The organism is Providencia sp. PROV024, assembly GCF_032709665.1.
GTDB lineage: Bacteria > Pseudomonadota > Gammaproteobacteria > Enterobacterales > Enterobacteriaceae > Providencia > Providencia huashanensis.
This window is the reverse complement of record NZ_CP120545.1, coordinates 2,861,427-2,877,069: the sequence shown is the minus strand read 5'-3', so window position 1 is coordinate 2,877,069 and position 15,643 is coordinate 2,861,427. Positions and strand designations below refer to the sequence as shown.

Sequence of the window (15,643 nt, the reverse complement as noted above, 5' to 3'; positions counted from 1 at the left end):
TTGTGAGGCATCTAAGAATGATACCCGTCGTAGCGCTGGTAGGGCGTCCAAACGTAGGAAAATCCACGTTATTTAACCGTTTAACCCGTACCCGTGACGCATTAGTAGCGGACTTTCCCGGTCTGACTCGTGATCGCAAATATGGTCGTGCCGAAGTGGAAGGGCATGAGTTTATTATTATTGACACGGGTGGTATCGATGGGACTGAGGAAGGCGTAGAAACGCATATGGCCGCACAGTCCTTACAAGCCATTGAAGAAGCTGACATTGTATTGTTCATGGTCGATGCGAGAGCCGGGTTGATGCCAGCAGATGAAGGAATTGCCAAACATCTTCGTAGCCGCAAGAAAAAAACTTACTTAGTGGCAAATAAAACTGATGGTATTGATGTAAATACCGCAGTTGGTGATTTTTATTCGCTTGGGTTAGGGGAAATACACCCCATTGCTGCCTCCCACGGTCGTGGTGTAACACAATTAATTGAACAATCTTTGAAACCGTTTATTGGTGAAGAAGAAGAGCAAGTTGAGTTAACGGAAGAAGAAGCAAATGCGGCTTACTGGGCTGAGTTAGAAGCAGAAGGCCAACTTGCTGAAGATGAAGAAGACGATTTTGACCCAACCACATTACCCATCAAATTAGCGATTGTGGGTCGCCCAAATGTGGGTAAATCAACACTCACAAATCGTATCCTAGGTGAAGATCGCGTTGTTGTGTTTGATATGCCGGGTACAACCCGTGACAGTATTTATATTCCAATGGAACGCGATGACCGTGAGTACATTCTGATTGATACTGCGGGCGTGCGTAAACGTGGGAAAGTAACGGAAACAGTAGAAAAATTCTCTGTAATTAAAACACTGCAAGCAATTGAAGATGCAAACGTTGTGTTGCTAGTGATTGACGCAAGAGAAGGTATCTCAGACCAAGATTTATCGTTACTTGGCTTTATTTTAAATGCTGGGCGTTCACTGGTGATTGCGGTTAACAAATGGGATGGCATGAAACCAGAAGACCGTGAACATGTAAAAGACATGCTAGAGTTACGTCTTGGTTTTGTTGACTTTGCACGTATTCACTTTATTTCAGCGTTGCATGGTAGCGGTGTAGGTAATTTATTTGAATCGGTGCAAGAGGCTTATGAATCCGCTACGCGTCGTGTGGGAACGGCATTGTTAACTCGAATTATGAATATGGCGGAAGACGAACACCAGCCGCCGTTGATTCGTGGCCGTCGAGTTAAAATGAAATATGCACACGCAGGGGGGCATAACCCACCGATAGTGGTGATCCATGGTAACCAAGTGTCGGATTTGCCTGATAGCTATAAACGCTACCTAATGAATTATTTCCGTCGCTCACTGCAAGTGATGGGGACGCCAATTCGTATTCTGTTTAAAGAGGGTGAAAACCCATATGCAGATAAGAAAAATAAACTAACTGCAACCCAATTACGTAAACGTAAGCGTTTGATGCAACATCTTAAAAAACGTTAGTGGGTCAAAGTATCAGCTAAGGGTTTACTAACCTTAGTGAATAAAAAGCCGTAACAAAATTATTGTGTTACGGCTTTTTATTATATTATCGATTTAAATAGTTTAATAAATAAACGTTGCTTTCACACAACCAAAACTAACAACGATGGCGCGGTGGGGCACAAATGATTGAGGTAAATTATGGACACTCGTTCTTCTACACGTCTAAACAAATATATTAGTGAAAGTGGTATTTGTTCACGACGTGAAGCTGATCGTTATATTGAGCAAGGCAATGTCTTTATTAATGGTAAACGTGCAGCCATCGGTGACCAAGTTTTTGCAGGTGATGTGGTTAAAGTTAATGGTCAATTGATTGAACCGCGTAATGAAGATGATTTAGTATTAATTGCGTTGAATAAACCAGTGGGGATTGTCAGTACCACGGAAAGCGGCGAAAAAGACAATATTGTTGACTATGTTAACCATAGCACGCGGATTTTCCCTATTGGGCGTCTAGATAAAGACTCTCAAGGGCTGATTTTTTTGACTAATCACGGCGATCTGGTTAATAAAATTTTACGTGCCGGGAATTCTCACGAGAAAGAATATTTAGTTACGGTGAATAAACCCGTTACAGATGATTTTATTCGAGGCATGGGAGCCGGAGTCCCCATCTTAGGTACGATGACTAAGAAATGTAAGGTGAAAAAAGAAGCGCCTTTTGTGTTCCGTATTACCTTGGTGCAAGGTCTGAATCGTCAAATTAGGCGGATGTGTGAGCACTTTGGTTTTGAAGTGACTAAGCTTGAACGTATTCGTATTATGAATGTTCGGTTAACAGGGCTTCCAGTTGGAGAGTGGCGTGACTTAACAGCAGACGAACTGATTGAATTATTTGATATGATGGAAAAATCAGAATCGGATATTAAACCGAAAAAACAGGCAAAGACCCAAGCAACCAGTAAAAATGGTGGTGGAGCCAAACAAAATACAGGGAATAAGCCAAAGGCGAAACCTGAAAACCCTACACGTAAAAAATTTACCCAACCGGGTCGTAAAAAGAAAAAACGTTAACGTGCGGGTTTAGTTAAAAATCCTTTGCTTATAAGGCTGAATGATTAGGCATTTGAATTGCTTAACATCGGCCTTTATAGATGAAAATGACTAACTACTAAGAACAGCTATTTGGCATGGTGATGTCGCCATATGATAAAAGATTAGTGTTTATCGAATACTAATCCAACTTTTTCCCAGCTTTTTTGTGTTTGTGATGCGATTTGTTCACCAAATAATTTTTGGGCGTTACTCACTGTTGCTGTGGCAAATTGCTTGAAATCCGCCATTGAGGTAACAATAGGGTCTGATACTGCCGCTATCCATATTTTACCAGCAACATCCCATGTATATCCTCCTAGGCTAGTTGCTAATAAATGAAAGGCTTTATTCGGGATACCTGAATTAATATGGACACCACCATTATCAATCCGCATAGGTAAATCACGATATTGAGACATATGACCAACTTGTGGGTCAACATTTTTGTTATTCAATGCATAAGCAGTGCCTGGGGCACTCATGGAACGTAAGGCTGGGGCATTAATTTGGTCGATAAATAAATTTTCACCAATAAGCCAATTGGATTCACAAGCTGTCTCATTTTGTACAAATTGTTTGACCATAATGCCTAAAACATCAGCAACGGATTCATTTAGCGCACCAGATTGAAATGCATATCTAAAGTTAGCTTTTGAACTAATGAAACCATGGGCTAATTCATGGGCAATTATGTCAATGTCATTGTAAAAGGGGCCAAAGACTTTACCATCTCCGTCACCAAAGAAAATAGCCTGAGAATTCCAAAAGGCATTAGCGTAGTTTGTTCCATAATGAATAACCGCATTGATGTCTGCAGAACAGCCAAACATCTGGTCAATATCTAATTTCTCCTTAAAGAAAGCACGTACTTTCCCAATATAATCGAAGACATAGCCTGCCGGTGCTGAAGGGGCTTTATCATCACCTTCACTCATGATCACAGTATAATCATCATGTGGCATATGCTCATTAAGGGAAAGTTGGTCACGCTGGCAAATCGGTAAATCTGAGTGTCGATGGATCTTATAGGGAACAGGGCGCTGAGCATCTCGAATAAAGCGGCTGTAATTTTTAACAGGATCAATAGAACAAGCAGATAGGCTATTACGATGTAATTGTGCATCTTCATCTGAATAGATTCTGCTCATGACATCATTGATATGAATGAGTGTAGGGTTGAGCTTAGTCACTCCAGTTTCGGAGATTAAACTTGATATTAGACAAGGCGATAATAAGGAACGACCTAAAATTTGACTCATATTATAACTCCATTCTATTGGATGAAATGGAATCATAATTGTTTTTTTGTTTTATGTAACCTTTTGATATTTAACGAATTTGGTTAGATTTTGTTATATTTTATTAGAAAGGTAGAAATGGAATATTTCTACCTTAATGAATAAGCTTGTAACAGTAATTATTGGGTTAACCAGTCTTTACCGGGGACTAAAAATTCACTATAGAGAGTCGCTTCTGGGCTATTAGGCTCAGGATGATAGTCATATTCCCAACGCACCAGTGGTGGCATTGACATTAAAATAGACTCAGTTCGTCCACCGCTTTGTAAACCAAATAAGGTGCCTCTATCCCAAACTAAGTTAAACTCGACATAGCGACCACGACGATATAATTGAAACTGTCGTTCGCGTTCTCCCCACGAATGGCCACAGCGTTTTTCAACAATGGGTACATAAGCGTGTAAAAAACCATATCCAACGGCTTGTGTGAAGTTAAAACAGTTATCGAAACCCCATTGATTGAGGTCATCAAAGAACAGGCCACCGACACCCCGAGGCTCATTACGATGTTTTAAAAAGAAGTATTCGTCACACCAATGTTTATATTTAGGATAAACATCATCGCCATAAGGTAAGCATAAATCGCGAGCTACAGTATGCCAGTGAATGACGTCTTCGTTAAAGGCATAAAAGGGGGTTAGATCAAACCCACCACCAAACCACCAAACAGGGGCTTCTCCCTCTTTTTCGGCGATAAAAAAGCGCACATTCGCGTGGGTAGTTGGGATATATGGGTTGAGTGGATGGATAACCAGAGAGACGCCCATAGCTTGGTAGCTACGACCTGCGAGTTCAGGGCGGTGTGCTGTGGCAGATGCAGGTAATTTTTCCCCCTGAATATGGGAGAAGTTGACCCCTGCTTGTTCGAATATAGCCCCATTAGTTAATACTCGGCTACGGCCCCCACCACCTTCAGAACGTTCCCATGTTTGTTCTAGAAAAGTTTCCTTACCATCTAGCTCAGTGATTTTTTGACAAATAGTATCTTGTAAGCTTTGCAAGAAAGCTTTTACACGACCGATATCTGGGTAATTCATTGTTTTCTAATAGAACCATAGATGAAAAATAATAACCAAAGTATACCCTTTTGTCGTAAAAAAGGCATATTGAATATTGATTGTGTGGCAAAAGCAGTGATAATGACAGAAAGATTAGTTTAAACGGGCAAATGTTATGGAAATACGCATCTTTCGCCAAAGTGATTATGAAGATGTACTGACGTTATGGGAACGTTGTTCTCTCAATGAGTTTTCGGGGGACCCTGAACTCGACATCGAACGTAAATTACAATGCGGTGCAGACTTATTCTTAGTCGCTGAGGTCGCAGGTGAGGTTGTTGGTACCATTATGGGCGGGTACGATGGTATCCGCGGCACAGCCGTTTACCTTGCTGTACATCCTGAATATCGTGCGCGCGGTATAGCAAATGCTTTAGTCAGCCGGCTAGAGAAAAAACTAATTGCCAGAGGGTGTGGCAGAATTGAACTTTTAGTGAGCGAAGAATCAGATGCTGCTATTTGTATGTTTGAAAAAATGCTTTATGAAGAAGAACAGTCTGAACGTTTGATTTATTCGAAAAAATTAACTCACGAAACGGATTTTTAGGTTAATTGACTATTTGTTTAATCATTCATGTGAATGTTTTGGCAAATAGGTTGTCACAATATGCATTATGCGACGGATTAAAGAGGATGATATGTCCCAACATGCAACTTTTAATAACAATAGCGGCTTAACGCCATTGTTGAAAATTACTCTGCTATGCGGAATAACACTATTGTCAGGTTGTGCTGGCACGAAAATTTTTTCGCCATCGACTTGGTTTAGTAGCCCACTAGTGATCTCTAGCTCAGGGGTTGGTCAAGTAACCAATTTTACCCCGATGCAAGCTGATACTATTAAAACGCAGCTTAATGACCGTTATAATATCCGTAGCGGAATGCAAATGGACAATGGTGATGTGGTCGCTATTTTCCAAGGCATTAATGATGACGAGGTAAAATTAGAGATAATGGGGCCTGAGCATGGCTATGTGTCGCGCATTACAGTCAATGACCCTGATATTGTTACCGAGTGGGGGCCAAAAGTTGGCACTGAATTTAGTGAAATATACCAAAAAGCATTTGGTGTATGTAGCCTTGGTGAGCGAATCAATGATGTACCAAGCATTGAATGTAATTCGCCACAATCAACAAAAGTTATTTACCGTTTTACGGGTAAATGGCAAGGGCCAGAAGGGATGATGCCTTCGGATAATGACCTTCAATCATGGACAATATCGCAGATAATTTGGCATAAGTAAGCTGATTTTAAGGTATATCGTCAGGTTTAGTTATACTGGCGATCCCCTCTTTTATCGAACCTCGTTATTGTACACAAATAAATTTCCCCTTTCTTAAATTTTCTTTCCTATAATAGGCATCGAAACCTATAAACCCTTGCGTTAAAACAAGGTGAAAAACATCACGATAAGATAGGATAATCATATCGTTTTATATAAAAAATAGGTTATATAACATACTCATTTTACGAGGTTTACCGTATGTCTCATTCTCAAAGTGGTATTTTGAAAGAACATAGCCGTTTTGGTATTTTTATTGAAGCACAAGTGCAAGAAGGATCTCTGGATGAAGTTAAATCTGGATGTAAAGGCTTTGTCGATGCTTTGACCAAATTACAGGCGCAATATCCTGATGACCGTCTTGGTGCAGTAATTGCGTTTGGCTCTGATATTTGGCAGCAATTGGGGCATGCTCAGTGCGCACCTGAATTGAAACCATTCCATACATTAGGTAAGGGGCTTGCGCCTGCCACACAAAGAGATATGTTTATTCATATTCAATCTCTTCGCCACGATATTAATTTCTCTTTAGCGCAAGCGGCACTAAAAGTGTTTGGTAAATCTATTCATGTTGTTGAGGAAATTCATGGTTTCCGCTGGGTAGATGATAGGGACTTAAGCGGTTTTATTGATGGTACAGAAAATCCGCAAGGTGAAGAAATTGCGGAAGTGACATTAGTCGAACAAGGCGATGACAAGGGTGGTAGTTATGTTTTAGTTCAACGCTATGAACACGACTTAAGGAAATGGGATCGTTTTACTGAACATGAACAGGAAAAAATGATTGGCCGTACTAAACATGATAGCGTTGAGCTTGATGAAGATGTGCGTAATGTGACTTCGCATGTTTCACGAGTCGTGGTAGAAGAAGAGGGTGAAGAGCTATCCATCATGCGTCACAGCCTGCCGTATGGCACAGCAAGTGGTAAACATGGTTTATTCTTTGTCGCCTATTGTGCAAGGCTACACAATATTGAACAACAATTGCTTAGTATGTTTGGTGAAAAAGACGGTAAATACGATGATTTACTGCGTATGACGAAAGCCGTTTCAGGTAGTTATTACTATGCGCCTTCTCTTGAAAAACTACTCGCATTATAAATGACTGTTTGCCGCATGGATGCGGCGCTCTTTTGTTATCATGAATATGCTGATGCCCTGCCTAAGTGAATATCAATCTTTTCTCACCCCAAACGAATTAAGCCATCAACAACCGTAAATACGGTATATAGATTTGTCGATTTGGTTTATTCATGAAAACTATTCATTTCTTAACTCATTAAAATAAAACAGTATTTTTACTCTTATGTCGATATTTTCTTTGTTATTCTAATTTGATATATCAAAAGGTGATTGATAACTACACAGTTATAACCAAAACAGATACAGTGTTTTTAATCTTAGTCGTTTTGGTTTAGTTATGAATGGGTGTGGAATGAAAAAATCATTTTTGAAAAAAACAGCATTAGCAAGCTTAGCGACGGCATCGTTATTCGGCAGCACGCCATTAATTGCCGCAGAACTCCTTAATAGCTCTTATGACATTGCCCGTGAGTTATTTGTGGCATTAAACCCTTCATTTGAAAAACAGTGGAATGAAGCACATCCAGACGACAAATTAACGATTAAACAATCCCACGCGGGCTCATCGAAGCAAGCGCTAGCAATATTGCAGGGGTTGAAAGCCGATGTTGTCACTTATAATCAAGTTACAGATGTGCAAATTTTGCACGATAAAGGCAAATTGATCCCTGCTGACTGGCAAGCTCGATTACCAAATAATAGTTCACCTTATTACTCCACAATGGCGTTTTTAGTGCGTAAAGGAAACCCTAAGGGAATTAAGACGTGGGATGATTTGGTACGTGAAGACGTAAAATTAATATTTCCAAACCCAAAAACATCTGGAAATGGCCGCTATACCTACCTTGCTGCATGGGGGGCTTTTAACCAAGAAAACAATGGTGACCAAGCAAAAACACGTGAGCAAATGAAGCAATTCCTAAAAAATGTCGAAGTATTCGACACTGGTGGCCGTGGTGCAACTACCTCTTTTATTGAAAGAGAGCTAGGTGATGTATTGATTAGCTTCGAATCAGAAGTGAACAACATTCGTAGTCAATATGGTGAGTCTGATTATGAAGTGATTGTACCACCAGTTGATATTTTGGCTGAATTTCCAGTGACTTGGGTTGATAAAAATGTACAAAAAAATGGTTCAGAAGATGTCGCTAAAGCTTATTTGAATTATTTATATAGCCCTCAAGCCCAAGAAATTATTACTAGCTTTAATTATCGCGTGAATGATAAAGCCGTAATGGAAGCGAATAAGGCTAAATTCCCAGAGACAAAACTTTTTACAGTTGAGTCTCAATTTGAAAGCTGGCCAAAAGTGATGGATGTGCATTTTGCAACAGGTGGCGAGTTTGACGAACTAATGGCTCAAGGGCGCCGTTAATGAGCCGTTCAGGAAAGCGCTTTCTACCAGGCTTTGGGCTGACATTAGGGAGCAGCTTATTTTATACCTGTTTGATTTTGCTGCTACCCATGAGTGCATTGGTAATACAACTGTCAGATATGACATGGCAGCAATATTGGGCGGTGATTAGTTACCCGCAAGTGGTTGCCGCCTACAAAGTAACTTTGTTGTCAGCTCTGGTTGCCAGTCTATTTAATGCCGTCTTTGGCCTATTATTAGCTTGGATTTTGACTCGCTATCGCTTTCCTGGACGTCTGTTTTTAGATGGTTTAGTTGATTTGCCTTTTGCATTACCTACCGCCGTCGCTGGTTTGACACTCGCGACATTGTTTGCAACTTCTGGTTGGTATGGTCAATACCTTCACCAGTTCGACATTAAAGTTGTGAATACATGGTTAGGAATTGCGGTAGCAATGGCGTTTACCAGTATCCCATTTGTAGTGCGTACCGTGCAGCCTGTTTTAGAAGAGTTAGGGCCTGAATATGAAGAAGCGGCGCAAACGCTCGGTGCTAGCCGCTGGCAAACATTTAGACGAGTCGTATTACCTGAACTTTCCCCAGCTCTTTTAGCGGGTACAGTGTTGTCTTTTACTCGTAGTTTGGGGGAATTTGGTGCCATTATCTTTATTGCAGGTAACATTGCTTGGCAAACAGAAGTAGTTTCATTAATGATTTTCAGTCAATTACAGCAATTTGATTACCCTGCGGCGAGTGCTGTCGCATCCGTTATTTTGGCGGTTTCATTGCTGCTTTTATTTAGTGTTAACTTAGTACAAAGCCGTTTTGGTAAACGATTAGGGGGTAAGTAATGGCACAAGTTACACCTATTCATGCTGCTAATCGTTCCCAAATCAACTGGGGGAAATGGTTATTAATAGCCATTGGTATTCTGTTCTCAGTTTTGCTATTGGTTATCCCAATTATTTGGATTTTTATTACAGCATTTCAAAAAGGCTTAGATACCGTTTTACTGAATTTAGCAGACCCTGACATGTTACATGCGATTGGGCTAACTGTGTTAATTGCCTTAATTACTGTACCTGTAAATTTGGTTTTTGGCACAATGATGGCATGGCTCGTCACGCGTTTTCATTTTCCAGGTCGGCAGTTACTGCTTACATTAGTTGATATCCCATTTGCGGTTTCCCCCGTCGTCGCAGGTTTATTGTATTTGCTGTTTTATGGTTCTAATAGCTGGTTTGGTGGTTGGCTTGAAGGGTTTGATATTCAAGTTATGTTTTCATGGCCAGGAATGGCTTTAGTGACGATTTTTGTGACTTGCCCATTTGTTGTGCGTGAATTGGTACCATTGATGTTAAGCCAAGGCAGCCAAGAAGATGAAGCCGCGGTATTGCTGGGGGCTTCAGGGTGGAAAATGTTTTGGCGAGTGACATTACCGAATATCCGTTGGGCGTTGCTATACGGTGTTGTACTGACCAATGCTCGGGCGATTGGGGAATTTGGTGCGGTATCCGTGGTTTCCGGTGCTATTCGTGGTGAGACCTATACCTTACCGTTACAAGTTGAATTATTACATCAGGATTATAACACTGTCGGTGCTTTTACTGCCGCAGGGGTCCTCGCTGTAATGGCCATCATTACATTAATCCTTAAAAGCGCATTGCAATGGCATTTAAATCGTCAGCAGTCTGAATCAGGAGTCCATTGATCATGAGTATTGAAATTGAAAAAATCGGTAAGTTATTTGGGAAAACCCAAGTACTCAACGGTATTTCACTGGATATTGCATCGGGTGAGATGGTGGCGCTATTGGGGCCTTCTGGTTCAGGTAAAACAACGCTATTAAGGATAATCGCAGGGCTTGAGCAACAAAGTTACGGTACTTTGCGTTTCCACGGCCAAGATGTCAGTAAAATACATGCAAAGGATAGGCATGTAGGTTTTGTTTTTCAGCATTATGCATTATTTCGTCATATGACGGTATTTGATAATGTCGCTTTTGGCTTAACAGTTCTACCGCGTAAGCAGCGACCATCCACACAAGCTATCAAACAAAAAGCCATGCAACTATTGGAGATGGTGCAATTATCTCACTTGGCTTCCCGTTATCCTGCACAGCTCTCTGGTGGGCAAAAGCAACGTGTAGCTTTAGCACGTGCACTGGCGGTTGACCCGCAAATTTTATTGCTTGATGAGCCTTTTGGAGCTCTTGATGCGCAAGTTCGTGTTGAGCTACGCCGCTGGCTACGTCAATTACATGACGAGTTAAAATTTACTAGTGTGTTTGTCACTCATGATCAGGAAGAAGCCATGGAAGTGGCAGATAGGGTCGTCGTTATGAGTGAAGGGCATATTGAGCAGGTTGGGACGCCAAGTGCTATTTGGCAGAGCCCTGAGACTCGCTTTGTTCTTGAGTTTATGGGGGAAGTTAACCAAATCTCAGCACAAATCAGGGGGGCAATGCTCAATATCGGCGGTTATGAATTTTCGCTTAATCATAGCAGTGCTCATCAAGGAGAGGTCGATGTATTTCTTAGGCCTTGGGAAATATCATTACAACCTGAAGTGGATGAACAACACCGTTTACCTGTTAGGGTAACAGAATCTGGTCCAAGAGGTCATTTTTGGCAATTAACAGTTCAACCATTAGGGTGGGGAAATGACCCAATATCTGTTGTTTGGCAGTCCGCAGCAACAATACCGACACGGGGTGAACGTTACTTTTTAGGTAGCAAGCAGGTTAAAATTTACCAAGGAAACACGGAGTTATTATTTCCTCAATTAGCGGAAAGTGCATGAATATAAATTGTTATTGTTGATAGCATTTATATAAATAGATAATAAATGCTATTTATTTTTATGACATCTTAAGTATCTCTCTTTTCTGTTGTTGGGCTATTTATGAATAGTATTTAGCCCAACAATCACGTCGCTTTTTCTTGTAATTCATTGATATTTATATGTATTATTTTGTTTTTTCTGTTAAATATAACTGGTAATCATATAAACTTATAGTAATATATTATATCAATTAGCTATATCAATAATGGTAATAAAGATAATCTATTTTTCTAATATTAATGTGAATAGATTTCATTTTTCACGCGCTAATATTGGAGTAATATCTTATTTCTATTTGCTCCTATCTATAAATAAAAATTATAAGGATGGTAAAGTGTCAACTCTGGAACAGTTTATCGGTAATACACCTTTAGTAAAACTTCAGCGCTTGGTTCAAGGGGTTAATGCTGAAATTTGGGTTAAGCTAGAAGGTAATAACCCTGCGGGTTCAGTGAAAGATAGGGCTGCCTATTCGATGATCAAAGAAGCTGAAGAACGAGGGGAAATTAAACCTGGGGATACGCTTATTGAAGCGACGAGCGGCAATACAGGGATAGCACTAGCGATGATAGCTGCACTAAAAGGCTATAAACTAAAATTACTGATGCCAGATAACATGAGTAAAGAGCGCCAAGCATCTATGCAAGCGTATGGTGCGGAGCTTATTTTAGTGAGTACCGCAGTGGGAATGGAAGGTGCTCGAGATCTCGCTAAAGAAATGGCGCTCAGGGGGGAAGGGACTGTATTAGACCAATTTAATAACCCAGATAACCCATTAGCTCATTTTAAAACAACCGGCCCAGAAATTTGGCGGCAGACACAGGGGAGGGTCACCCATTTTGTCTCTAGCATGGGAACAACAGGGACTATCACAGGGGTCAGCCGTTATTTAAAATCCCAATCAACCGATGTACAGATTGTTGGGTTGCAGCCCGCAGAAAAAAGCCAAATCCCAGGGATCAGACGTTGGTCGCCGGGATATCTTCCCGGTATTTTTGATGATTCATTAGTTGACAGTGTATTAGATATCAACCAACAAGAAGCCGAAGAAACCATGAGGGCTTTGGCAAAAATTGAGGGGATATTCTGTGGTGTCAGTTCTGGTGGAGCAGTAGCAGGGGCTTTAAAAGTAGCAAAAGAGAACCCAGGTGCGGTGATTGTTGCGGTAATTTGTGACCGAGGAGACCGTTATTTATCGACTGGGGTATTTAACCAGTAAGGTTAACTCAGGCTAAGAACGAGTAAAGCCATCAGGCAAGGGCCTGACGGCTTTGTCTAGCGAATAGAGCGGATAGCTAGGCTATTTCTTTATACGCATGATAACTGTTTCACCAACGGTCACTGAACCCGTTAGTTTATTCAGTTCTTTAATTTCATCCATGTTAGAAATAACAACAGGAGTGAGAACCGATTTGGCTTTTTCTTCTAGCAGTGCTAAATCGAATTCGATGATTAAATCACCTTTCTTGACGGTTTGGCCTTCTTCAGCGATACGTTTGAAACCTTCGCCTTTGAGTTCAACTGTATCAATTCCGAAGTGAACAAATAGCTCTATACCATCATCTGATTCAATAGAAAATGCATGGTTAGTTTCAAAGATTTTACCAATTGTACCATCTACAGGAGCGACAATTTTATTCCCTGCTGGTTTAATCGCAATACCATCACCAACAATCTTTTCTGCGAATACAACATCTGGAACATCTTCAATATTGACAATCTCACCAGATAAAGGGGCGATAATTTCAATACTACCACTGCTACTTTTGTCTTCCGAAACGAGTGATTTCAGTTTGTCAAACAGACCCATGGACCTTCTCCTAATCGTTTTATATGGGACCGAACTAATGTGCTGTTCCTAGCATAACGTTTTTTCTTGGATAAAGGTATCTACAAGTTTCATCAATTCATCTGCTGTTGGTTGAGCAAGTGCTTGTTCAGCCAGAGCCTGAGTATCAACAAAGTTCGCATTGCGAATTAATTTTTTGATACGTGGAATTGATATTGCGCTCATACTAAATTCATCCAGCCCCATGCCAAGTAGCAATAAGGTTGCACGCTCATCTCCTGCGAGTTCCCCGCACATCCCTGTCCATTTACCTTCTGCATGTGATGCATCAATCACTTGCTTAATTAAGTTTAGGACAGCTGGTGACATTGGGTTGTAAAGATGAGAAATCAGTTCATTACCACGGTCAACCGCTAAAGTGTATTGAGTTAGATCGTTCGTCCCAATACTAAAGAAATCAACTTCTTTTGCCAAATGACGAGCAATAACTGCTGCTGCTGGTGTTTCCACCATAACACCAACTTCAATTGCTTCATCAAAGGCTTTGCCTTCTTCGCGTAATTGAGCTTTTAGTATCTCAAGTTCTGCTTTTAGTTCACGAACTTCTTCAACGGAAATGACCATTGGGAACATAATACGCAGTTTACCAAATTTAGACGCTCTTAAAATAGCTCTTAATTGTGAGTGTAGAATTTCTTTGCGGTCAAGACAAATACGAATTGCACGCCAACCAAGGAAAGGGTTTTCTTCTTTTGGCAAATTCATATACGGCAGGTCTTTATCACCACCAATATCCATTGTACGAACAATAACAGCTTGGCTGCCCATTGACTCTGCAACGGCTTTATATGCTTGGAATTGTTCTTCTTCGCTTGGGAATGAATCCCTATCCATAAATAAAAATTCGGTACGATAGAGGCCAACACCTTCTGCACCATTACGTTCAGCCCCTGCGACATCACGTACAGTACCAATATTTGCACAGACTTCAACTTGATGTCCATCAAGTGTGATTGCTGGCAAATCTTTTAATTTTGCGAGCTCTTCTTTTTCTTGCAGATATTCATCACGGAAAGCTTTTAACTTATCAACTTCAGCTTCTGATGGGTTTAAGTAGATAGTGTTATTTACACCATCTAATACGATAAAATCACCATTTTTAATTTTACTGGTTGCATCACTTGTGCCGACAATAGCAGGCAACTCAAGAGAACGAGCCATAATTGAGGTGTGTGATGTACGACCACCTAAATCGGTGATAAAACCCAGAACTTTATCTAAGTTCAGTTGTGCGGTTTCGGAAGGCGTTAAATCAGCAGCAACCAAAATCACTTCTTTGTCGATAGCGCTTAAATCAACAATTGGAATATTTAAAATATTTTTTAGTAGGCGCTTACCGATATCGCGTACATCGGCAGCACGTTCTTTCAGATACTCATCATCTAGGGACTCAAGTGCTTGGGCTTGGTCTTCAATAACGGAATAGGCGGCAGCATCAGCCGTTTTTTTGTCGCCTTTAATCAAAGAGATTATTTCTTGTTCAAGCTCTTCATCTTCTAGCAGCATAATATGACCTTCAAAAATCTCAGCTTTTTCGGCTCCAAGATTTTTTTCGGCTTTCTCTTTAATTAAAGTGAGTTGTTCGGCTGATTTGTTACGACCCTCAATAAAGCGTGCAATTTCTTTATCTGCCTGATCGTCAGCAATCTTTTTTGTGCTAACAACGATAGGATCTTCTTTGAGGATTAAAGCCTGACCAAAAGCAAAACCCGGGGATACTAAAATTCCTGAAATCATAATATTACCTTACTGCTGCTAGTGCTAGGAGTTCTGATATTGCAGAGACCGCTATGGTTATACCGATTATATAAATATCCCCGAATGATATCATTCAGGGACAGCGAATGAGATCGGTAAGACGTTTCTCTTGCGTGCGAAATTATTCTAATTCGCCCATCAGTTTAACTAAATGTTCAACGGCTTCTTTCTCATCTTCACCTTCAGCGGAAATGGTGACCACTGTACCTTGAGTTAAACCCAAAGTTTGTAATTTGAACAGGCTTTTTGCGCTAGCGGATTTGCCGCCAGAAATCAAAGAAATATCAGAAGAGAATGCTTTTGCTTCTTTCACAAATTGAGCTGCAGGACGAGTATGTAGACCATTTGGTGCCGTAATAGTGACTTCTTGCTGGAACATAGTATTTCCTCAATAACTTTAGTTTTTTTAATTACCCAGCCTATTGTAGATGAAATAGACTAGGTTTGCGTATAGTTAGATTATTAACTTGCAAAAAGGTTTCCTACTTTGTGCGGTATCAACCCTTTTTCAGTTTTTGCCTCTGAAGTTATGTTTTTTTAGCC

The 15,643-nt window shown here is 40.6% G+C and carries 15 protein-coding genes; 10 read left to right on the top strand and 5 right to left on the bottom strand.

The window, feature by feature from the left end:
- Positions 1-17 precede the first annotated feature (17 nt).
- Complete coding sequence (der, locus tag P3L56_RS13315; RefSeq protein WP_042844616.1) at positions 18-1,496, top strand: ribosome biogenesis GTPase Der; 1,479 nt, start codon at positions 18-20, stop codon at positions 1,494-1,496.
- A 180-nt stretch (positions 1,497-1,676) separates the two neighbouring features.
- Positions 1,677-2,552, top strand: coding sequence for a 23S rRNA pseudouridine(2604) synthase RluF (gene rluF / locus P3L56_RS13310; protein ID WP_048607837.1), 876 nt, complete (start codon positions 1,677-1,679; stop codon positions 2,550-2,552).
- Between the two features lie 143 nt (positions 2,553-2,695).
- Here rluF and P3L56_RS13305 read toward each other — a convergent pair whose 3' ends face one another.
- Both P3L56_RS13305 and hemF read right to left on the bottom strand, forming a co-directional pair.
- Complete coding sequence (locus P3L56_RS13305) at positions 2,696-3,832, bottom strand: M4 family metallopeptidase (protein WP_071548205.1); 1,137 nt, start codon at positions 3,830-3,832, stop codon at positions 2,696-2,698.
- A gap of 158 nt (positions 3,833-3,990) precedes the next feature.
- The gene (gene hemF, locus P3L56_RS13300) at positions 3,991-4,908 is read right to left on the bottom strand and encodes an oxygen-dependent coproporphyrinogen oxidase (protein WP_272686070.1); all 918 of its coding nucleotides are present in this window, start codon (positions 4,906-4,908) and stop codon (positions 3,991-3,993) included.
- 136 nt (positions 4,909-5,044) lie between these two features.
- Between hemF and P3L56_RS13295 the strand changes: the two genes are divergently transcribed.
- From P3L56_RS13295 to cysM, 8 genes are all read left to right on the top strand, one after another.
- A complete protein-coding gene (locus P3L56_RS13295) occupies positions 5,045-5,476 on the top strand; it encodes a GNAT family acetyltransferase (protein ID WP_042844611.1) in 432 nt (143 codons plus the stop codon).
- Positions 5,477-5,567: 91 nt separating this feature from the next.
- Positions 5,568-6,173, top strand: a complete 606-nt coding sequence (locus P3L56_RS13290; protein ID WP_129466124.1) for an RpoE-regulated lipoprotein — start codon at positions 5,568-5,570, stop codon at positions 6,171-6,173.
- A 240-nt stretch (positions 6,174-6,413) separates the two neighbouring features.
- Positions 6,414-7,313 carry a Dyp-type peroxidase gene (locus P3L56_RS13285; RefSeq protein WP_042844608.1) on the top strand — a complete coding sequence of 300 codons (900 nt, stop codon included), beginning with the start codon at positions 6,414-6,416 and terminating at the stop codon, positions 7,311-7,313.
- Positions 7,314-7,647: 334 nt separating this feature from the next.
- Positions 7,648-8,670: a sulfate ABC transporter substrate-binding protein gene (locus P3L56_RS13280; protein ID WP_042844607.1), complete on the top strand. Its 1,023-nt coding sequence runs from the start codon at positions 7,648-7,650 to the stop codon at positions 8,668-8,670.
- On the top strand, positions 8,670-9,500 hold the full coding sequence (gene cysT, locus P3L56_RS13275) for a sulfate/thiosulfate ABC transporter permease CysT (RefSeq protein ID WP_042844606.1): 831 nt from the start codon (positions 8,670-8,672) through the stop codon (positions 9,498-9,500). The genes P3L56_RS13280 and cysT overlap by 1 nt, the downstream gene beginning before the upstream one ends.
- Positions 9,500-10,360, top strand: coding sequence for a sulfate/thiosulfate ABC transporter permease CysW (gene cysW, locus P3L56_RS13270; protein ID WP_042844605.1), 861 nt, complete (start codon positions 9,500-9,502; stop codon positions 10,358-10,360). The genes cysT and cysW overlap by 1 nt, the downstream gene beginning before the upstream one ends.
- Positions 10,361-10,362: 2 nt before the next feature.
- Positions 10,363-11,451 carry a sulfate/thiosulfate ABC transporter ATP-binding protein CysA gene (cysA, locus tag P3L56_RS13265; RefSeq protein ID WP_071548204.1) on the top strand — a complete coding sequence of 363 codons (1,089 nt, stop codon included), beginning with the start codon at positions 10,363-10,365 and terminating at the stop codon, positions 11,449-11,451.
- Positions 11,452-11,827: 376 nt separating this feature from the next.
- Positions 11,828-12,712: a cysteine synthase CysM gene (gene cysM / locus P3L56_RS13260; protein WP_042844602.1), complete on the top strand. Its 885-nt coding sequence runs from the start codon at positions 11,828-11,830 to the stop codon at positions 12,710-12,712.
- A gap of 81 nt (positions 12,713-12,793) precedes the next feature.
- Here the strand turns inward: cysM and crr are convergent, their stop codons facing one another.
- The 3 genes from crr to ptsH form a co-directional block, all read right to left on the bottom strand.
- A complete protein-coding gene (crr, locus tag P3L56_RS13255) occupies positions 12,794-13,303 on the bottom strand; it encodes a PTS glucose transporter subunit IIA (protein ID WP_004264878.1) in 510 nt (169 codons plus the stop codon).
- 48 nt (positions 13,304-13,351) lie between these two features.
- Positions 13,352-15,079, bottom strand: a complete 1,728-nt coding sequence (ptsI, locus tag P3L56_RS13250; RefSeq protein WP_042844601.1) for a phosphoenolpyruvate-protein phosphotransferase PtsI — start codon at positions 15,077-15,079, stop codon at positions 13,352-13,354.
- Positions 15,080-15,221: 142 nt separating this feature from the next.
- Positions 15,222-15,479, bottom strand: coding sequence for a phosphocarrier protein Hpr (ptsH, locus tag P3L56_RS13245; RefSeq protein WP_004264876.1), 258 nt, complete (start codon positions 15,477-15,479; stop codon positions 15,222-15,224).
- Between the last annotated feature and the right edge of the window lie 164 nt (positions 15,480-15,643).